The following is a 21,202-nucleotide window of genomic DNA, read 5'->3' as shown; positions in this document are numbered from 1 at the left end:
ACTACACAGTCTATGGCTATAGTAACATTAGATCCACTCCGCCCACAGTTTATCCTCAAGACATGTAAAAGGATAGAGATAATACATATCATGAAAATTAGATACCATTGCTAGACTGTTATGACTTATGCAGATTCCTCGAAGCGAATAAGCCCTCAAGGAATATATGGACTTACTAAAATAAGTAACAATATTAAGACAGAGTGAGAGTTGAGTATCGTTCGAAAGGATTAAGTACAAATATAAAAGGAGTTTCCAAGTAATCTAATTTACCGTCCCCATCTCAGGTTAGAATAGTGGGGAATGATCATCCCAGGTATTTGCGAAGTCATATCCGTTGCTGATGTTTTGAAAGGTTGGAATTGCTACTGCAGGGAAGGGATAAAAGTGGAATTAAAAAAATCAAGTATGTTTAGGATTTCATTATTATAAGAGAATTAATGTGTTAATGTGAACATAAAGGGAAATAATACTCATAAATACCTATTATTTAAAATAACCCGATGTTTTTATCGTACACCCCGAAAGGATAGCACAATCCAATAAATGGAGGAAAGCAGGCATGAATCAAATTATTCGATTGGGATTGTTGCTCTCTGGATTCCTTCTTCTTCTGCTTATCACTGGTTGCTGGAGCAGCAAGGAGATCGAGGATCTTAGTCTATATGTCGGACTTGGAATCGATATGGAGCGAGAAACGTCATTTGAAAGAAGTACAAATCGACAGGGAGGTCGCTATCCCAAAGAGAATAATATTACAGCTACGATGCAGATTGTACCGAGAGGAACGGCTAAGGAACAGTCGGGGGAGGGATCACCAGAAGCAGGGAAAGCCTATATTAATGAACGGGAAACAGGCGATTCCCTAATTCAAATTCTTCGTCAGTTTTTACTGAGAAGAGATCGACCACTGATTAGTCATCATCTTAAAGTCATCGTTATTTCAGTCGAGGTCACCAAAAAATATAGTTTAAATCAACTTCTTGATTTTGCGCTTCGGGATAATGACATTCGTCCAAGCTGTCTGGTTTTGGTGAGCAATGGAGAAGCAATAGAGGTACTATCATCCAATGAATCTGGTGCAATTCCAGCGTTTCATCTTATAGGACTCGCTGAAAATGCGAATAATACCAATAAGATACTTCCGAAGATGTCGCTCAGCAAGCTGGATGCAACTATGCAGTCAGGATCAAGCTATTTATTGCAAAATGTGATTTCATTTGAAGGAAAAAACACATTTTCAGGAGCAAACGTATACAATGGTAAGACCAACCGGTGGGTCGGTAGTCTGAGCCAGACTGATATCGAGGGGGTATCCTGGATTCAAGGTAGGGCACATGAAGGTATTATCAAAATGTATCGGGAAAAATCAGGGAGTACTGTGTCCTATGAAATTAAACATAACAAGAGTGAAATTATACCACTGGTCAAAGGAAATGACATCTCTTTCCATGTCAAGGTGGACTCGGATGGCTGGTTAATGGAAGACTGGATTTCACCAGATAAAGAGGGTACTGAGATTTATTTGGATGAACTAGAAGAGGAATTCAGCGATCTGACCAAACAACAGATCCAGGAGATGTTATACAAAATGCAGCATAAGCTCAAAGTTGATGTAGGTGGATTTGGAGAAAAGCTTCGTATTAAATATCCGAAAGTATGGAAAAGAGTCAAACCAAACTGGGACCAGATGTTTAGTGGAATTCCGATTACATACGACGTTAAGATCAAATTCACAAATCAGGGGTCATCGACGGAGTGATCTCATTTTAACATTCAATTTGATTATGAAGAGATGCCGTTAGCCTATAAAAGGAGATAAGGTTAACTCGCCCTGTTGATTTAGTGAACTCATTAGTCGCTATTATAGCGGCTTTTTTTGTTTTAAGGAACCAAATTCTTGTCCTCAGCTTAGGACAGAAACATAGTACCATTTCCGAAAAAGACAAGAACATTGCGTCATTTCGGATTAGATTGTTATCTAAATATTATCATGACAGAACTTATGGGCGTGATAAAAACACAATTCTCTTTCTGAAGGCAAGAACTCAGTTCCATTGCAGAAAAGATTGGGAACATGGTATCAATGTCGATTCGAATATTTTGTCTGTTTCATTAGCTAACGGACAGGTTAGCTTAGCCACATAATTTGAATATATCTTTGTTAAATCTTCACGGAACCTCCGATTTATCAATAATCTTATGTAAGTTTTATAAATCATTAAGAATGAGGAAGCATAACAATTCGCAATAATAATATTTTTTTCTAACTAATGAATTTCCAAAACGCCTGATGCTTATTATGGAGATTGGGCTTTTCCGTTCTATCTCCAAAAAATACTTGAATATCCAATGGAAGCATCTGTAATAGAGTACTCTACTAAAAAGGATCGGGAGGAAATCTCATGCACTCAATATTGCAAATCATTGGTACATTTAGAATCATCGAGGTATATTTTTTTACTTTAGTGTGGAAATAAACAATAATGTACGAGTAAGAAAATCCAGCAAGGATAAGATGACATCCATGGCTTCCATGAAATTATTAAATCTTATTTTGGTATATATGGAATCTTTTTAAATAAATTTGTTTTATATCCATTTCATTTAGGGAAAGGCGGGCAAAAGGTAAAAAAATGACCTTAATCGCGTAAAATAATTCCGCTGTTTGTAAGCGCCATCTTGATATGCTTAGAAGCAGGAAAATACTTATGAATCGAAAGGAAGAGACAGATGGGTGCTGATAAGGAGTACGCAAAAATTGCCCAGGATGTAATTAAAGGGCTTGGTGGGAAAGACAATATCATTTCGATGGCACATTGTGCCACGCGTCTCAGATTGATCGTTAAGGATCGGGACATCATTGATGATGAATTTATTGAAAACGTAGACAAGGCTAAAGGTGTATTCTTTACTTCCGGACAATATCAAATCATATTTGGAACCGGTACCGTCAATAGGGTGTATGAAGCCATGATCGGCCAGGATGTCTCATCAACTTCCAAAGCGGATTTGAAAGAAAAGGCCTCTGAACAAGATGATAATTTCTTCAAACGAATGATTCGGATTTTCGGAGATGTATTTGTACCCATTATCCCAGCGTTGGTAGCAACGGGATTATTTATGGGTGTCCGAGGCTTGATCACGCAGCCAGCCATCCTCGGATGGTTTGGACTTACACCGGATAGCATTTCCGACAATTTCTTAATGTTCACTCAAATTTTGACTGACACTGCTTTTGGTTTCTTGCCTGTGCTGGTTTGCTGGTCGACGTTCCGGGTATTTGGCGGATCACCGTTGCTCGGAATTCTGCTCGGTTTAATGCTCGTCCACCCTTCCCTGCCAACTTCCTGGGATGTTGCCCAGGGTGTTCAGGAACCGCTAAGGTTCCTTGGATTTATTAAAGTAGCCGGCTATCAGGGATCGGTGCTACCTGCGTTTATCATCGGTATAGTCGGAGCTCTATTGGAAAAGAGAATCCGGAAAATCGTTCCTGAAGCATTGGATTTGATCTTGACCCCGTTCCTGACTTTACTAGTTTCTCTATCACTAGGCTTATTCGTAATTGGTCCTGTGTTCCATGAAGTTGAAGTGTTGATCTTGTCAGCAGTTACATGGATTCTGCAGCTACCGTTTGGAATCGGCGGATTTATCTATGGTGGTATAAATCAATTTATCGTAGTAACCGGTTTGCATCATGCTTTGAACCTGATTGAAATACAAATGCTGAGTGACAGTGGCTGGAATATGGTCAATGCGATTAGTTCTGGTTCGATTGCCGCACAAGCTGGAGCTGCTCTGGCTGTCGGTCTGAAGGCAAAAAGTAACAAGATTAAGTCCGTTGCCTATCCTTCTTCCCTGTCCGCACTACTGGGGATTACGGAACCTGCCATTTTCGGTGTAAACATTCGTTACGGAAAGCCATTCTTAATGGGATTAATCGGTGGTGCATTCGCCGGATTCTTTGCACGAATTCTTGATGTTCAGGCAACAGGCATGTCGATCACAGTCATTCCGGGTATGCTGTTGTACTTGAATTCGCAGATTTTTCCGTACATTGCAACCTGCGCTATTGGATTCGGAATAGCATTCGTCCTTACTTGGATGTTTGGTTTCAAAGAGACAGCTAAACTTAAATAAAGAAACAGGTGGAGAGAACCATGCATAATAAACTACTAGAAAAGTTGAACAGTCTTACTGTAAAAGAAAAAATTGGCCAACTAGTTCAACTAACTGGTGATTTCTTTGAAGGAGATTTAGATACCGTTGTAACGGGACCAGTTAAAAAATTGGGTCTACATCCTGATTATAATGTGTATAACACCGGTTCCATTCTTAACGTAACGGATTCAGACAAAATCATCCGGTTGCAAACAGATTATCTGGAAAAATCCAGTCACAAAATACCGCTGTTGTTCATGGCGGATATCATCTACGGATTCCGAACGATCTTTCCCATTCCGCTTGCTCAGACATGCAGCTGGAACTTTGAGGCCATTGAGCAAGCGGCTTCAATTTCAGCTCGGGAGTGTTATGACGAAGGAGTTCACGTAACCTTTTCCCCGATGGTGGATGTAGTTAGAGATCCCCGTTGGGGTTGGGTGATGGAGTCACCCGGTGAGGATACGTTACTAACCAAAAAATATGCTGAAAGCATGGTCTACGGAATTCAGGGACAAGAAGCAGAAAGCATTCCTTCCGATAAAATTGCTGCTTGCGTTAAGCATTTTGCTGCGTACGGTGCACCTATAGCCGGAAGAGAATACAACGCTGTAGACATGTCTGAACATATGCTGCGCGAATATTATCTACCAGGATATCAAGCTGCAATTGATGCAGGGGCCAAGCTTGTCATGACTGCGTTTAATACATTAAATGGTATTCCCGCCACGGGAAACGAATGGCTGAACCGTGATTTGCTCAGACAGGAAATGAAATTTGATGGAGTCTTAATCTCTGATTACGCGGCGGTCGAAGAGTTGATCATGCACGGTTACGCGGAAAACGTAGCTGAAGCCGCCAAACTTGCTCTGGCGGCAGGGGTTGATATCGATATGAAGACTGCCGTATATGCCAACCAGCTGGAGAGCGTGATCTCGGGTCACGAACATTTGGAGCAGCTTCTGAACGACGCTGTCTACCGTGTGTTAAAGCTGAAAAGTGAGCTTGGACTATTTGAGGACCCGTTCCGTGGATTGAAGAATCGTCAGGGGCAAGTAACTCGTATTCTTTCAGATGCACATAAAAAGGCTGCACAATCCTTGGCAGAAGAATCCATTGTTTTGTTGAAAAACGAAAAGAATCTGTTGCCATTATCGAAACAGACTACGATCGCTTTAATTGGACCCTACGCAGAAGAAAACTCTACCCTGGGTATGTGGGCAATCAAGGGAGACGAAGCGGATACCGTAAATTTAAAAACAGGACTGTTAAAGCATCTGGATGCTGAGAAACTGTATGTATGCCGGGGCTCATACCTCTTACCTGACCATGCACGAGAAGCCCTTGGTAAGTATGTAGATAAATTACCTGTTGAAACAGGAAGTGAGGACGCTCTACTGCAGGAAGCAATCCATAACGCGAAAGAAGCAGATGTTGTTATCCTCGCTTTGGGAGAAAGCATCTATCAAAGCGGAGAGGGCGGTTCACGCACAAACCCGACACTACCAGAACCACAGCTGAAGTTATTCCGAGAATTAAAGCAATTGGGTAAACAGCTTGTGGTCATCGTGTACAGCGGACGTCCATTGATTCTGACTGAAGTTGCCGACCAAGCCGACGCTCTCATTCAAGCTTGGTATCCAGGAACGATGGGAGGGGATGCACTGTCGAATATCCTATACGGGACAGTCAATCCGTCCGGTAAGCTCGCAATGACCTTCCCGCGCAGTGTGGGACAAATTCCGGTCTATTACAATGAGCTCAATACGGGACGGCCAGATTTATCAGAGAACGGCTCCTACCGTTTTGCAACTAGGTATATCGATGAAGTAAACGAACCGCTCTATCCGTTCGGGTATGGAAAATCCTATTCCACATTTGACTACAGCCTCCTCTCCATCAGCCGGAAAGAAATGGGCACTGATGAGTCAGTCGATATTGAGGTGTCTGTCTCCAATACAGGAAGGTTCTCCGGAAAAGAGACGATTCAGCTGTACATTCGCGATCGGTTTGCCAGTGTAACGAGACCGGTGAAAATGCTGACCGATTTCCGGCAAATTTTCTTGCAGAGTGGCGAAACGGGGACTGTCCAGTTCTCCATTCGTGAAGAGATGCTCAGATTTGTTGGAAGCACTATGAAGTATCAGAGTGAGCCAGGTGATTTTGATGTGTACATCGGTACAAGTTCACAAGATACTCCGCTGACCTTCAACTTTTCCTTCCACCGGGAGGAACAATCATGATCATGACCAAAAGTGAAGCTTATACGCTGAAATACCATATTACGCCGCAGCAAGGCTTGCTAAATGACCCAAACGGGCTTGTTTACTTCCGGGGTCACTATCACGTTTTCTATCAATGGAATCCTTATGGTACAGAGCACAAAAATAAAAGCTGGGGACATGTGGTGTCTACCGACCTAGTAAACTGGAGTAGGAGAAAAGTGGCACTTGTACCTTCGGAACCATATGACAAAGACGGCATTTATTCTGGCGGAAGTATTGTCCATGATGGAAAGCTGTACTTATTCTATACAGGTAATGTGATCCGAGACGATGGAAGTAGAGCGAGTTATCAATGTGTTGCGGTTTCTGAAGATGGCGAGGAATTCCGGAAGCTAGGTCCATTGTTTGAGCACCCTAACGGCTATACGAGACATGTTCGAGATCCAAAAGTTTGGCAAGACAGTCAAGGGACATGGTGGCTCATTGTAGGCGCGCAGCGGGAGGATCTTACAGGGGATGCGCTTATCTATACATCCGAAGATTTGATCCACTGGTCGGGTCAGGGATCCTTCTTCGAACAGGAACAGTCTTTCGGGTGTATGTGGGAATGTCCAGATGTGATGCAGTTTCCGGAACAGGATGTTTTTGTATTCTCTCCTCAAGGGTTGGCAGCGGAAGGGGATAAGTATAGAAACCCCAATCAATCTGGGTACATTGTAGGCCTTATATCAGAGACAGGGAAGTTCCTCGGTAAGCTGTCTGAATTTAAAGAACTTGATCATGGGTTTGATTTTTATGCTCCTCAGTCATTTAAGACGGATAAACGAATCATCATGTTCGGTTGGATGAGCGCGATGACAGGAGAATCAGAGCAAGCTGTTCCAACGATTCAGGAAGGCTGGGTTCATACACTAACGCTTCCAAGAGAAATGGTTCTGAAAGACGGTGTGCTATATCAGAAACCAATACATGAGTTGCAACTGCTGAGAAAACATGAAGAACACGGAGAAATTCGGAACGACGGTCAATGGATCCTACCTTCTCTTGGAGCAGAAGTGATCATGCGGTTTACCAAGCTACGGGAAAGCTTCCGGATTGTGATCAGAAATGATGTTCAAATCGAATTCAATCACGAACATAACAACCTAACGGTGTGGCGAACGAACTGGTTGATGAATCAGAAAGAGCACCGGAGAGCTGTGCTCCGTCACCCACTCGCAGAATTACACATGTTCATCGAAAGTTCAAGCATTGAGATTTTTGTGAATCAAGGGGAAGAAGTATTCTCTTTACGCTACTTTCTAGAGGATATCCAAGAGCGGAGTATTCGTCTTGAATCGTCAGGTTTAGAAGGAGCCTTCAGCATATATTCACTACAGAGAAGTATAGATTAGGAGGGAGTTCACATGTTTCAATGGGGGAAAAACAAAAAGACATTGGATTTGCTGGATATTATAGCTCCAATTCCGGGTGAGGTCATAGAGCTGAATCAGGTTCCTGATCCCGCCTTTGCGGGAGGCCATATGGGCGAAGGGGTGGCAATTAATCCCGCTGAGGGAAGTGTCTACGCTCCATTTGACGGAAAAATTGCTCATATCATGGACAAGAGCAAGCACGCTGTCATCATCGAGCACAAAAGCGGTATTCAGGTTCTCATCCATGTGGGTATTGAAACGGTATCACTTAAAGGAAATGGATTTACACTACATGTAAAAAACGGCACCAAGGTGAGCAAGGGTCAACTGCTCCTCGAATTCGATATTCCCTCTATTCAAGCATCGGGCCTATCAGTGATCAGTCCAGTCATTGTTCCGGATGGGCTGGATTCTGTGGATCGTGTAGAAGTACATGACCTTCAAAAGCCAAAAGGCTCTGATGATCCGGTCATGACAGTGCATTTGAAATCATAATGAGACAAGCATTGTACTTTGACGAAACTTTTGTAAATGGTACATGCACTCTAGAGAAGGCGGTGATCCCCTCCGGGGATGAACCTGCCTTCTTTTTCTAGTACCTTAATTCAAAGGAATCGCTTGTTTGTGTGTTTTACTGTCGGTATAGTATAGGTAAAAGATACAGGTTATCGACTTAATAAACACGTGAGTTACTGGTTTATGGCCTTGTGAACGGAGTGACATCATGAAAAAAATGTATGAACATATTGAAATAGATCGAAAAAAGCTAATCAACCTTTTTATTTTCCAAGCCAATGATACGGAAAGAGTTATTCCAATGCATTTTCACAGCAATATGGAACTCATCTATTGTATTAGCGGGAGCTTGCGGGTATGGCATGACGGAAAGGCAATCACACTGATGGACCAAGATTTATTGTTCATCAATAGCAACGTTCCTCACTCGACTCAAAGTCTGACTGAAAATCGTGTTCTTGTACTACACTTTACGGAATCCTTTTTTGCTCATGAACAGGTTGTCATCCAGTTGAACACGTCGGAGGAACATCTGGATGAGGAAATCCTGTCTAACCTCCGAAACTTATTGATGGAAATCTACAATCTTCATGTATCTACGGATACCTATGACTATATTCTTGCACAGAGCCGGGTCATCGAATTGAAATATAGACTGGTGCACCATTTTGGCCAAGTCGTTCAGAGTACATCTGCGATTAACAGTGCGAGGCAGCAAAGAATTCAGACTATTTTGGATTTTATAAATGAACATTATACGGAGAATATCAGTTTAGCTGAAACAGCCCGAGAATGCGGTTATTCTAAGGCTTATTTGTCCCGTATGTTTCATGAATACACAGGGCAAACCTTTACGGAGTACAAACAGATCCTTTGCCTAGAAATGGCGATCGAATTTCTGGATTCAACGAACAAATCGCTTACGGAGATTTCTTATGAAACTGGGTTCCCTAACGTGAAGTCCTTTAGAAAAGCATTCAAGGATGTCATGGGGAAAACGCCTTATGAGTACAAAAAATCAGGTGAAGTTTACTAATGTGAGGGACTGCAAGGATAAGAATATCCTTTTCAGTCTTTTTTTGTTTTCTTTAAAAAAGAACTCTAGTGAGGCAGTAGATGTATTGTGAGTTTGAATGATTGAATTTGGATATGTCGAAAGACCATCCAGTCCAATAAACTCAATATACGCCGAGTCTTAGTTGGCAAACACTAAAGGAGAAACAGTCCTAGAACTGAATGGATAGGCTGTTGGATACTACAATCATTGTTGATGGCAAAAGCTACGAACCAGTACTTGCAATTGGTGAGCCAGCTGGGAATGACATGAGCATGCAGAATAAGAAAATTAACTAGGATTAAAGAAACCATATAAATACGTCCATTATGAATTAGAGGAACAAATTATTGACGGAGCAACTATATCATGCAGCACAGCCTGTGTGGAAGGAATGTCTTGAGCATCTCTTTGTTAAAGGGATTTGAGATGGTTCCTTACCGGTTGAACAATTTCTTTATTATTTGCTGAAAGAATACTTGTACCTATACAATTATGCCCGTGTATTTGCACTAGGTATCATCAAGTCACAAGATCCCAAATTGATGCAGTTTTTTAGTGAAAACGTAGATAACATACTGAATGGTGAAATGAAAATTCATCGTTCTTATATGGAGCGATTAGGAATTACAGATAATCATGTTTTTCAGGTAAAACCTGCCTGAAAAATGTAGCCTATACTAACTATAAGCTCTCTGTTTCCCATGCGGACGGCACAGCAGAAGTACTTGTATCCATTCTGGCCCGCTCATGGAGCTATGCAGAGATTGGTCTAGCCCTCGCCCCAAAACCAGGTCAGCTGATTATCACTTAAATGGAGTAGAATACAGGATATGCTTCCTTTGAATACAATAGCAGCAATCAAACCCTTGTGACGTTAACGGATAAGCTATTAGGAGCTGTAGCGAGAAGACATGTAAATATATGGAGATGTGCAGTTGCTTTAAGCATGATTTTTTGGAGATGTCATGGAGGCTGGAACCTTGAGTTCACTGTTAGTTAATTCAATTGGTGACTAGCGTCCATAAACAGGATGTTGCTCTCTTTTTCTCTATCCGTTGTGCAAAACAGCCTGAATACCTTACTTCTATACTAACAATTTGTTATGGAAGTTATGGTTTTATCATGTTGACTTCATTGCGACGAATCTATACTGAATATACAGAGATACACCTGAGTCCGGCATTTATCTCTGGATACAATAGAGAGGGGGAGCACACGAATGATTAATGCAAAAGCGATAACACCGGTTGAAGCCGAAGTGAAGAGTCCGAGTCCTCGGCGTCCCCAACGCAAAAAAAGCCTCAAGCGTACGCTGGTACTGGATCTCATGTTGTTGCCAGCAGTCGTCTTGACGTTCATATTTGCGTACATCCCGATGGGCGGATTGGTCATTGCTTTTCAGGATTACAAGCCCTGGCTTGGCTTTGCCAAATCTTCCTGGATTGGCCTAGAGCATTTCCAATTCTTGTTCAGCATGCAGGAGAATGTGCAGGTGATCTGGAACACCCTGATTATTGCCGGCATGAAACTGATAGGAGGTCTGATTGCACCACTGATATTCGCCTTGCTGCTGAACGAAGTACGAAAAGAAACTTTCAAGAAAACGATACAGACATTCGTTTATCTGCCGCATTTTCTTTCCTGGGTTATCCTTGGTGGAATATTGCTGGACATGCTTGCAACGAAAGGTATGATCAATCAATTTCTCGGAGCAGTGTTTGGTCTTGAGCCTATCTTTTTTCTGGGGGATGGTACCTGGTTTAGAACGGTCGTTGTTACAAGCGATATCTGGAAAGAATTCGGATTCGGGGCGATTATCTTTCTCGCCTCACTGGCAGGGATTAACCCGGCGCTGTATGAAGCTGCTGAAGTGGATGGAGCGAACCGCTGGCAACAAACCTGGTCAATTACGATTCCTTCCCTTATACCGATTATGATCGTAGTAGGAACGTTATCCCTAGGCAATATCTTGAACGGAGGATTTGACCAGATTTTCAACCTGTATAATCCGCTGGTTTACGATAAGGGTGACATCATTGATACCTTTGTCTATCGAGTAGGTCTTGTGGATGGCAAGTTTGGATTCTCGGCAGCAGTCGGCTTGTTCAAATCGGTGGTCGGATTCATTCTGATCGTGATCGCATACCGAGCCGCTTACAAATTTGCGAACTATCGTATTTTCTAGAAAGGAGACCAGATGACATGTATCATAAAACCAAGCCCTACAAAGTATTCACCGTGTTCAATTATACGTTTCTTATTCTAATATCCCTGATCTGTATAATTCCGTTAATCCACATTCTTGCGGTCTCCTTCAGCGGGAAAGCAGCTGCCAACGCTAATCTGGTTGGACTCTTTCCGGTAGAATTTACGTTAGACGCGTACGCCAAAACATTAGTCAACGAAAATTTCTTGCGCTCCCTCTGGATCGCGGTACAACGAACGATACTGGGAACGCTCGTGAGCATGATCGTTGTGACTCTGGCGGCATATCCACTATCCCGGGAGAATCGTAACTTCAAACGTCGGAATATTTACACGTGGTTTTTTGTATTCACGATGTTGTTCAGTGGTGGATTGATTCCATTTTATATTTTGATTCAGAAGCTGAATTTGTTGAATACGATGTGGGTGCTCATTCTCCCTGGAGCAGTATCCGTATGGAACATGATCCTGTTGTTAAATTTCTTCCGCAACGTCCCCAAAGAGCTGGAAGAAGCCGCCTTCATTGATGGTGCTGGTTACTTTCGAACATTGATTCTTGTGTTTTTACCTGTGTCGATGCCAGCCATTGCAACACTATCCCTTTTCTCAATGGTAGGACACTGGAACGCTTGGTTCGATGGATTGATATTTCTGACGGATCACGAAAAATATCCACTGGCTACCTTTCTCCAGACAATCATTGTACAGCAAGACTTTAGTAAGGTGTCCGTGCGTCCCGAGGACCTGGAAAACATCTCGCAACGAACGATCAAATCCGCTCAGATTTTCATTGGCATGGCGCCGATTTTGATTGTATATCCATTGCTGCAACGCTTTTTCGTTAAAGGTATTGTACTTGGTGCTGTGAAGGAATAACACGAGGTCAACTTGTTTGATAGGTTAATCGAATTAATTTCATTTATGGGGGAGACAAATATGTTTAGAACATGGAAAAAGCCGCTTCGTATTTTACTCGCTACCACGATGTTGTCCGGTGTACTCGCGGCGTGTAACAGTGAATCCACATCAGAAACTGAGACTAGCAACGGTGATGGTTATTATTCCGCCCAGTTTGAGAATGGGAAATATGTAGAGCCAGTAACGATCTCAACGGTTTTTCCGATCACGAGTAGTCTGAAATTCAAAAATGGGGAGAATATCGAGAATAACGTCCATACCAAGTGGGCCAAAGAAATGCTCGGAATTGACATCAAATATCTGTGGACTGTCAGCGAACAGAATAATGCGTACCAGACCAAACTTCGACTCATGTTGACATCTGGTCAGAAAATGCCGGATATTGTCTCCTTCCGCGGTGATTCTACGCTAATCAGCGATTTAATTGAATCCGGTCAATTCACGGATGCGGGAGAACTGTTCGATAAATATGCATCGGATACGTACAAAAAAGCGATGGTGGAAGATCCGAACGTGTGGAATCCATATATCCGTGATGGTAAGAGAATGGCACTCCCTATCTTGGAGAACGCTTACAACAATGATCCGGTGATGTACGTTCGGGAGGACTGGCTCAAAAAGCTTAATTTGAAAGCGCCAACTACAATCGCCGAACTGGAAACAGTAATGGATGCTTTCGTAAACCAGGACCCGGATGGAAACGGTGTGAAAGATACCATTGCTTTATCCGTAGGTTTTAAGAATAACCTGAATACATGGATGTCCGATTCCGGCTGGATTTTCGGAATGTTCGGAGCGATGCCTAATCAGTGGAACAAAGCACCGGACGGCTCGCTGGCTTACGGCTCGGTTCAGCCTGAAATGAAGCCAGCACTTGCCAAGATGAAAGAATGGATGGCTAAGGGATATATTGACAAAGAAGCAGGCCTTTATGACGAGAACAAGGCAACTGAAGCGTTTACCGCAGGAAAGTCTGGCATTATTGTTGGTCCATACTGGATGACAGGCTGGCCCATCCCGGATCTGCTAAAAAACATACCGACTGCTGAATATAAGGTTCATCCGCTTCCAGCCGGTCCTGACGGCAAGATTGGACGTCATGGAACTCCAATTAGTTCAGGAGCTGTTTTGATTAATAAGGATATGAAACATAAAGACGCTTTCTTTGTATATCAGAACTATCTGTACGATAACTGGGCTAATCCGGAGAGCACAACATTCGTAAACGGATTTGCTAAAGGCTATGACTATGAGATGGGTCCAAACGGAGAGGTATACAAAGAGTTGCAAAGCGACAAGATCCCAGGTGGTTGGATTGATGCTATCCGTTATACGTTAACGTTTGATGGAGCGATAATACCTAATCTGATGATGAATACATTGGCGAAACTTGCAGACGGTCAAGAGCCAGCCAATCAGTATGAGAAGAACTTGTCAGAACGAATACCTGAACAGATTATAGCAGCCAAGATCATCATCGATCAGAAAGATATTGTTATGCCTGAGATGTTCACGGGCGTGCCGACTAAAACGCAGGTGTCTCGGGGCGATATGCTGAGTAAGTTGGAAAAAGAAGTATTGAATAAAATCATTTATGGCCAATCGCCAGTCGATGATTTTGACAAATTCGTTGAACAATACTCGACCTCAGGAGGTAAAGAGATTACTGAAGAAGTGAACGCCTGGTATGACACTGTGAAATAATACTAACCGCACTCGATACACACGGGCGAATGAAGCCTATGTGCGTCATGTGCGGTTTTTACTTCATTGCTCCCGGTAATCTTGAGGCGTCATACCAAATTTGTCACGGAATACCTTGATGAAGTATTGGGAATTGGCGTATCCCAGTTTGTTGGAAATCTCATAAATTTTATCCTGCGAATGGTTAAGAAGGTACACGGCAAGGTCCATTTTGACGCTTAGAATATACTCACTCAAGCTTATCCCTTGAAGTTGTTTGAACAACTTGGAGACGTAGACCGGATGCAATGACAGATGATCTGCAATGGATTGAAGACTGAGCGAATCCAGATTGTTGGAAACAAACGTCTGGATTTGATGAATGACGTCATGTTGTTCATTGAAAGACTGTTCTTCCAACTTCGTTCGCAGCCGTTCAAGAATGTTGCCAGCCCAATCCGTAAGTTGAGATACTGAACGAAATGGAACCCGTGGAATCCATTCGTTACCGACCAGATCTGATAACAGCGCATGATTTTTGTGGGCAATGTAATGATAGGCGGATAACAATACAATTCGAATCTCATCCAGATGTTCTTCTGTTTGTTCAGGTAGAGCACTGTACGCAGCCTCAATTCGGTACAGGCGCTCTTGGAAAGATTCCCACTGTCCTGTCTCCAGCAAGTGATTGAAGGTTGGTGGTTCGTACAGAATATGCAGTGATCGAACGGAAACGGTGCGCGACCTCTCCTCGAGAGAGAGGAAATACCCTGTGCCATTGCCTACTTGCTTTTTTAACGCCGAAATGGCTTGCTCATGCATATCACGGATATCCTGCTGAAGTGTCCCTCTTTGGCTGAGAATAACGGAAATACCTCCGTTCAAGTATTCGTTGACATTGTGATGCAATTGCAAGGAAAGGTGTGTAATATCCTGATCCTGGATTATGGGCTGCACGCTGTGCATTGTTACTGACGGGGGATTTAACGCACTTGTCCCAACAGGCTTCAATAGAAATACCAGGTAATCGTGATTATCGCGACAATGCCAGGTATGAAATGCCGTGTTGAATAACTCACATGCAATATTGGTCACTGCATATTCAAACAGTTGCAGACTGCTCGTTGTAGATCGGGTGAAATGTTCTTCCAGCCGAACGAGAACGAGCTGCACGTCATCTCCGTCTTTGAAGGGGAGATGATAACGTTCCAACTTGTCGTTTAGTACATCTTCTGTATAACGGTTGCCCTCAAGCAACTGATTCAGCAGCTTGTCCTTCAGCGAAGGCAGATGTTCTCGAAACGAGTTCATTGCTTGTTCATAGGATAAGGCTCTGCGAATCTGATCTTCGATCAACAGAACCGTTTTTTCCAGACATGCTCCTAACTTTTCCACATCAAGCGGTTTCAGCAAATATTCCACAACACCATGTTTGGTCGCTTCTTTGGCGTACTCGAACTCGGCATAACCGGTGAGCAAAATGCAGGGCAGGTTGGGTTTTACCGCCTTGATCTGTCGGATCAGCTCCAACCCATTCAAGACAGGCATTGAAATATCGGTAATGACGATATCGACGGTCTGTTCATCCAGAATCGATAATGCTTGCATGCCGGAATAAGCCTTGTGAATGCGCTCAATACGATATTGATCCCATGGAAATGAGATCTCAAGATCGTCAATAACATATGATTCGTCGTCAACTAACAGTACCTGGTGCATCTGCAATATCCTCCTTATGTATGGTAATGATGCACAGTGTTCCTTCGGATAAGCTGGAATGAATGAACAACCCTGATCGTTTGCCGTATGTAAGCCTTAATCGCTGATTCACATTACGTACCCCAGTTCCGATCTGTTCTTCCGGACGGGTTAATTCATCCATATGTTTGCGAATCTGTGCCAGCCGCTCCGCCGACATTCCTACACCATTGTCTGCAACCAATATACGTATTGTCTCTTCATTTTGCTCCGCGCGAATCGTGATTTGGCCTGAACCCATGGAGGGCTCAATACCATGTTTGACTCCATTTTCAACCAGCGGTTGCAAAATCATGCGGGGGATACGGATGGAGAGAAGTTGGTCTGGCACATGGATATCAAAGGTAATACTTTTTTTTCGCATATGAATGATGGACATGTAATGATTCACAAAACGAAGTTCTTCACCCAACGTGGAATCCATATCTTCAATTCGGTGAATATAACGGCAATAGGAAGCCAGCTCCAAGGTCATGGCTGTAACGGATTCATGATCTTTTATACTCGACTTACTTTGAATATAGTTGAGGCAGTTGTACAGGAAATGTGGATTGATCTGGGCTTGATATTGCTTCAGCCGTGCCTCTTTGACGGAAATTTCACCAAGCAGAACTTGTTCAATCAACGTCTGGGTATTCTCGGCCATTCGATTGAATGATCGACCCAATATTCGGAATTCAAGAGTGTGTGTTTCATCGACACGGCTTGAGAAATCTCCCTGGTCAAATCGATCAATCGCTTTACGTAATCGAATGATCGGCTGTTGAACCTGATTGCGCAGAGCCAAGCTGTACAAAAGAGAGAGCAGGAGCATAGCTATAAGTGCTAGCACAAACAAAGTGTTGTTACGTGAAATTGATTCTCGAAGCTGACTGGTGGGAAGATAGTCGATAAAGTACAACTCCAGAATACTTGCTTTCTTATAACTAATGAAATAATCCCTGTCCTGAAATGAGATATCGAAGAAACCACTATCATTCCTGATCTGTGGAATAACCTGAGAATCGGCTTGTACAAGTTGAAGGGAGCCTCTACCCCGGATCGCGGTCCCATAATGGGAATCATACAGCATCAGGGTCCCGGAAGTGTATTCTGACATCATTTTTTGCAGCACATCCAGTGAGATCCTGATCTCGATGTACATAGGGCCTCGATGTCCTTTAGTAAGATGAGAATAATACCCTGTGCCGTCCTTGTTCATATGCAGCGTCCATTGATTTAGCGGATCTTCGGACATGGAGAACGGTCGAAATGAAAATTCGGGATCAGAAGATACTGTATCTTCTTGGTCCGGATAATAGAGAATGATCGTATTGTTCCATGAGGTTGAAGCACTGTTAAGAGCCAACTTGTCAATCAGCTCAAGCTTGGCTTTATATTTCGCAAAATCATTCCCGTAATGAAGTACATAAGTGTAACCCCTGACAGATTGATCCTCCGATAATGTGAGCGCATTCATTAATACCTGTTCAAATTGATTAGACAGTTGAGAGGACATAAACCCTACTTCACCAAGTTTGTTCTTTTGCAACTCACGCTGTATTTCCTTTACGTTTAATTGATAGATCCACCAGAAGATTAGCACGATGAGCATAAACATCAAAACAAGACCCAGCGCCAGTTTTTGAAAAATAGATCCATTCTCCATTGCATACTTTGCTTTCAACATGTGGCTTCCTCCCATACAACGGAACGATAAACTCTAAGTTATATTTTACAATAACTTTCTCTATTAATCACCCAATTCCCTAATCTGAAGATAGTGCAATGGATTTGAATATTCGCAGAGTGAAGGAGATGAACTTAAATATGATTGCTATATTAAATTTATATAACAACGATATGGGAGGATGAATACAAGATGCAGCAGGGCAGCCTTGTTTCGATTATACCGGGGAGATTCCATACTCCTTCAGATTACCTGAAGTGAGCTATTAAATTACCAAAGACTTGTGGTTCCTGTTTGGAAATTATCAGCTAACACTTTTTACACATGATGTGTCGAGGGGCAAGAACATGGTCTGATTGCCGATTAGATGTGTATCTAAATATTGAGCATACACTTAAAACCTCATTAAGTACCGTAACACATGAAAATGTTCGTATTGTTGTGGAACAACTGACACGATGAGAGGTTAAACACGAGCGGCTAGTTAGACTAGCTGCTGAGGACAAGAACTTGTACCGATTACCTATATAGACAAGAAGATGTTCCCATTTCCAATTAGATGAATATTTAAATGTGAGTAGTGATTCTCTTTTGAGCGACTAACAGGCTTCGAGGATGGAAAAATTGTTTCTCCTATGCGGTTAAATCTATGGCGCTGATTGACAAAGGTATTCTTGGTGCAACAAACAAAAACTCGCTTCAACCTAAGGAAGGTTTTTAGTAACGATACCAAAGCTTTAATCAAAAGCTGTTACAGTCAAAGCTTCATAATTTTGAATTTATTCAAACCTTATATTAAGGCGGTTACCCGAACGATCGTTTTTTTCAGGGCATCGTACTACTTTCGAATGACTACAACTCTTATAATTATTTCTATAATATCTACGTGGAGAATGATAGGATTCTTTTGTTGCTCTAAGATAATAAGGAACGTTCTATCCGTAGTTTTGAGCTTTAGTTGAAATCGGCGGACTCGAATTCTGCAGATGATCGCAACCGGGAGTAAGGGATAAAATTCATTTATATGGGGGAAAGTTAAGTGGTAAAGAGATTGAAATTATCCATTGTATTTGTGCTTGTAATGACGTTGTTTGTGGTTTCTGCTGCTCAGGCGGCTCCAATCGGCCAAATAGAGGAGATCTCTATTATTGTTAATGATAGTGTAGTCCCGAGTGACGTCAAACCGATTGTCCATAAAGGAACCACACTTATACCTTTAAGGGTCCTTGAAGAATCGCTCGGTGTGTCTCTTAACTGGAACAGTTCTACACAAACCGTAACGGTTTTTAAAGGAGATACATCGGGTAATCTGGTTATTGGCAACCCGAATGCCAGCGTTAAAATCGGTGATGTAGAAGAGAAGGTCGCGCTCGATCAACCTGCTAAGATCATTCAGAACCGGGTTATGGTACCAGTGCGTTTTATTGCGGAATTATTCGGAGCAAAAGTAGTATGGAATTCCACCGTCAAAACCATCATCATCAGTACTTTGCAATCGGTTGTAGAAGAATCGCAGAATTCTACAGGCGATGGAGTCAAGGGGGATAAAGGCGATACCGGGGCGACTGGAATAGCAGGAGTACAAGGTCCAGCAGGCCCCTCAGGAGCGCAAGGAGCTTCGGGGCCAGTAGGAGCACAAGGTCCAGCAGGCCCGGCAGGACTGCAAGGAGATCCAGGGCCAGCGGGAGCACAAGGTCCAGCAGGCCCGGCAGGGCCGCAAGGAGATCCAGGGCCAGCGGGGACTTCATTTACCTCGGAAGGATTTTCTGTTACCGGTACGACATACTCAATTAATAGTAGCACGTTATTTTCGAATTGGAGCGAGGCATCCCCATATTACGGTAGCCCTACATTTAATCCTGCTACAGGGATATTTACGGCACCGGACACTGGCAGATATGCCATACATGCAACTGTTAATTATAAGATTGACGCGCCAATCAATATAAGCATAGGAAGAGGCGTTGATCCGACATTTACTGTAAAGAAGAATGGCAATATTGATTTAATAAAAGGTTATATGCCTTTCCTTGACGTTAATATACCGTTAATTTTAACTATGAGGACTGTACTAGGTAGTGCGACGGTGACTTTAACCGGTGACGTTGAGCTGCAGGCAGGTGATCAAGTCGGGATATATTACGAATCTGATGGTCTACCCATTGGATTCAGTACGGATATAGTATGGTCGATTCATCGGCTATCCTAATGCAAGGTTACATGAGGTGCAGTTGGACCTGTGGTAATAGTAATACTTCTAACATGTATAGAGTCGGGCCTTTCTCTTTGGGAGAATGTCTGGCTCTATTTTTTGGTGGTGGATTTACAATAATAGAGCCGCTGAGCGACTTTCGTATTATCAGGTTAGCAGTAATTACTGGTTGGCCTTTTTTAGTCGTTTTACGATGGGGGGAGCTGGGAGAAAGTAACGGCTTTAGGGGGAGTAACCCCGTACAAAAAAATGTTCTATCACGACCTCCAGCTGGTGGAGGCGGTAGACCCCGCATAACAAGCGAAGCTATGGATTTGGAACCATCTTGGAAAGAGACAGTGAAATTAAAACAAGGAGTGATAGGATGGAACCTGTTGTTGGAGTGGATGTCGCTAAAGATTCAAGTGTAGCTCTGTTGCTTCCAAAATCACTACGGGAGCAACATCCGTTTCAGCTTGAAGGGTATCCAACATATCCGCAAATTTTTCGAACCCATTTGTTCCATACACAATCTCTACTGCTTTTCCAACAGGCTCGTTTCGTTTCCAAAACGCCGGGCATTACCACATTGCATTGGTTTCTTATTTGGATGGACGTGGATACACCTACTATATGGTAAATCCAATGCAATCCCAACGAGCACAGTTGCGCAAAGTGAAAACGGATACTTTGGGTGCCTTGCATCTGGCTGAAATGTACGATCGTGGTGGTGTGAAGCCACACCATACCTGGGATCAGACGTTAACGGAGTTGCAGCATTTGATCCGGCAGCATGAATTCGTTACAGGAATCTTTGTGCCTTCGTGCAGCGGGATGCCCCACGTAAACTACTTTCCAATGACACTGATCGACAGTCTTCGCTCTCCCAGCTCTCGGAGAGCCATGGAGCAACCGTCAGATTCTCCATCTAAGCGAACCAGCGTTTCCGTAATACCCGCGCGTAGCGGCACATAGCTGGAATCCACATGCGGATCTAGCGATCTGGTGGAGAAGTTATATAGGAAGTGAACATTTTATTATCGGTGGATGGTTGCGCAGCAGGATTGGACTCAGATGATCGGCAGGCGCACAACAGTCCAGCTCCAGCTCTAGTAGTGGCGTCTTTTTATTCAAGGTAATGCCCTCTCTCTTAATCGTAATGATCACGTTTTGAAAAGAGTTATATGGGTAGTGGAATGAGAGCGATTCTTAGTGCTAACCCGATGTAAATATTCTATCGCATACGCCCTATAAGTGATAAATTATATATCTTTTCTACCAAGTACTACTTTAGTGGGATTCCGATTCTAACTTCCTGCAATATAATCGCTAAGGATTAAGCAGATGTATTGAGTATTTATTAAAGAAATGCACCTTAGATGCATTTCACATCAATGAGGAGGA

14 protein-coding genes and 2 pseudogenes are annotated in these 21,202 nt (G+C 42.8%); 13 read left to right on the top strand and 3 right to left on the bottom strand.

The window, feature by feature from the left end; genetic code table 11:
* The first annotated feature begins 562 nt into the window (after nt 1–562).
* The 10 genes from ACX9NY_RS31665 (at nt 563) to ACX9NY_RS31620 (ending at nt 14,201) form a co-directional block, all read left to right on the top strand.
* Nucleotides 563–1,762 (top strand): Ger(x)C family spore germination protein, encoded by a 1,200-nt coding sequence (locus ACX9NY_RS31665; protein ID WP_472479521.1) that lies wholly within the window; start codon nt 563–565, stop codon nt 1,760–1,762.
* Nucleotides 1,763–2,733: 971 nt separating this feature from the next.
* A complete protein-coding gene (locus ACX9NY_RS31660) occupies nt 2,734–4,140 on the top strand; it encodes a sucrose-specific PTS transporter subunit IIBC (RefSeq protein WP_472479519.1) in 1,407 nt (468 codons plus the stop codon).
* Between the two features lie 20 nt (nt 4,141–4,160).
* Complete coding sequence (gene bglX, locus ACX9NY_RS31655) at nt 4,161–6,404, top strand: beta-glucosidase BglX (protein WP_472479517.1); 2,244 nt, start codon at nt 4,161–4,163, stop codon at nt 6,402–6,404.
* A gap of 2 nt (nt 6,405–6,406) precedes the next feature.
* Nucleotides 6,407–7,780, top strand: coding sequence for a glycoside hydrolase family 32 protein (locus tag ACX9NY_RS31650; RefSeq protein WP_472480364.1), 1,374 nt, complete (start codon nt 6,407–6,409; stop codon nt 7,778–7,780).
* Between the two features lie 12 nt (nt 7,781–7,792).
* Complete coding sequence (locus ACX9NY_RS31645) at nt 7,793–8,296, top strand: PTS sugar transporter subunit IIA (RefSeq protein WP_472479515.1); 504 nt, start codon at nt 7,793–7,795, stop codon at nt 8,294–8,296.
* 229 nt (nt 8,297–8,525) lie between these two features.
* On the top strand, nt 8,526–9,353 hold the full coding sequence (locus ACX9NY_RS31640) for a helix-turn-helix domain-containing protein (RefSeq protein WP_472479513.1): 828 nt from the start codon (nt 8,526–8,528) through the stop codon (nt 9,351–9,353).
* A 482-nt stretch (nt 9,354–9,835) separates the two neighbouring features.
* Nucleotides 9,836–10,036: a thiaminase II/PqqC family protein gene (locus ACX9NY_RS31635; RefSeq protein WP_472479511.1), complete on the top strand. Its 201-nt coding sequence runs from the start codon at nt 9,836–9,838 to the stop codon at nt 10,034–10,036.
* Nucleotides 10,037–10,701: 665 nt separating this feature from the next.
* A complete protein-coding gene (locus tag ACX9NY_RS31630) occupies nt 10,702–11,559 on the top strand; it encodes an ABC transporter permease (protein WP_472480362.1) in 858 nt (285 codons plus the stop codon).
* A gap of 17 nt (nt 11,560–11,576) precedes the next feature.
* Nucleotides 11,577–12,455 carry a carbohydrate ABC transporter permease gene (locus ACX9NY_RS31625; protein WP_472479510.1) on the top strand — a complete coding sequence of 293 codons (879 nt, stop codon included), beginning with the start codon at nt 11,577–11,579 and terminating at the stop codon, nt 12,453–12,455.
* A gap of 60 nt (nt 12,456–12,515) precedes the next feature.
* Nucleotides 12,516–14,201 carry an extracellular solute-binding protein gene (locus ACX9NY_RS31620; RefSeq protein ID WP_472479509.1) on the top strand — a complete coding sequence of 562 codons (1,686 nt, stop codon included), beginning with the start codon at nt 12,516–12,518 and terminating at the stop codon, nt 14,199–14,201.
* Between the two features lie 63 nt (nt 14,202–14,264).
* On the opposite strand, the gene ACX9NY_RS31615 is transcribed toward ACX9NY_RS31620, so the two are convergent.
* Both ACX9NY_RS31615 and ACX9NY_RS31610 read right to left on the bottom strand, forming a co-directional pair.
* Complete coding sequence (locus ACX9NY_RS31615) at nt 14,265–15,899, bottom strand: response regulator (protein ID WP_472479507.1); 1,635 nt, start codon at nt 15,897–15,899, stop codon at nt 14,265–14,267.
* Nucleotides 15,877–17,607: a sensor histidine kinase gene (locus tag ACX9NY_RS31610; protein ID WP_472479505.1), complete on the bottom strand. Its 1,731-nt coding sequence runs from the start codon at nt 17,605–17,607 to the stop codon at nt 15,877–15,879. Before ACX9NY_RS31610 ends, ACX9NY_RS31615 begins: the two co-directional genes overlap by 23 nt.
* Before the next feature lie 1,039 nt (nt 17,608–18,646).
* Between ACX9NY_RS31610 and ACX9NY_RS31605 the strand changes: the two genes are divergently transcribed.
* The 3 genes and pseudogenes from ACX9NY_RS31605 to ACX9NY_RS31595 form a co-directional block, all read left to right on the top strand.
* Nucleotides 18,647–19,816 carry a stalk domain-containing protein gene (locus ACX9NY_RS31605; protein WP_472479503.1) on the top strand — a complete coding sequence of 390 codons (1,170 nt, stop codon included), beginning with the start codon at nt 18,647–18,649 and terminating at the stop codon, nt 19,814–19,816.
* A gap of 367 nt (nt 19,817–20,183) precedes the next feature.
* Nucleotides 20,184–20,438: a hypothetical protein gene (locus tag ACX9NY_RS31600; RefSeq protein WP_472480368.1), complete on the top strand. Its 255-nt coding sequence runs from the start codon at nt 20,184–20,186 to the stop codon at nt 20,436–20,438.
* Nucleotides 20,393–20,539, top strand: a pseudogene (locus ACX9NY_RS31595) (IS110 family RNA-guided transposase); the annotation flags it as partial. The gene ACX9NY_RS31600 and the pseudogene ACX9NY_RS31595, both read left to right, overlap by 46 nt.
* 133 nt (nt 20,540–20,672) lie before the next feature.
* Here ACX9NY_RS31595 and ACX9NY_RS31590 read toward each other — a convergent pair.
* Nucleotides 20,673–20,932, bottom strand: a pseudogene (locus tag ACX9NY_RS31590) (nickel ABC transporter substrate-binding protein); the annotation flags it as partial.
* Nucleotides 20,933–21,202 lie beyond the last annotated feature (270 nt).

It is taken from the genome of Paenibacillus sp. CB74, from assembly GCF_055687625.1.
The sequence above is the reverse complement of the archived record's forward strand: the minus strand, read 5'-3'. Positions and strand labels throughout refer to the sequence as shown.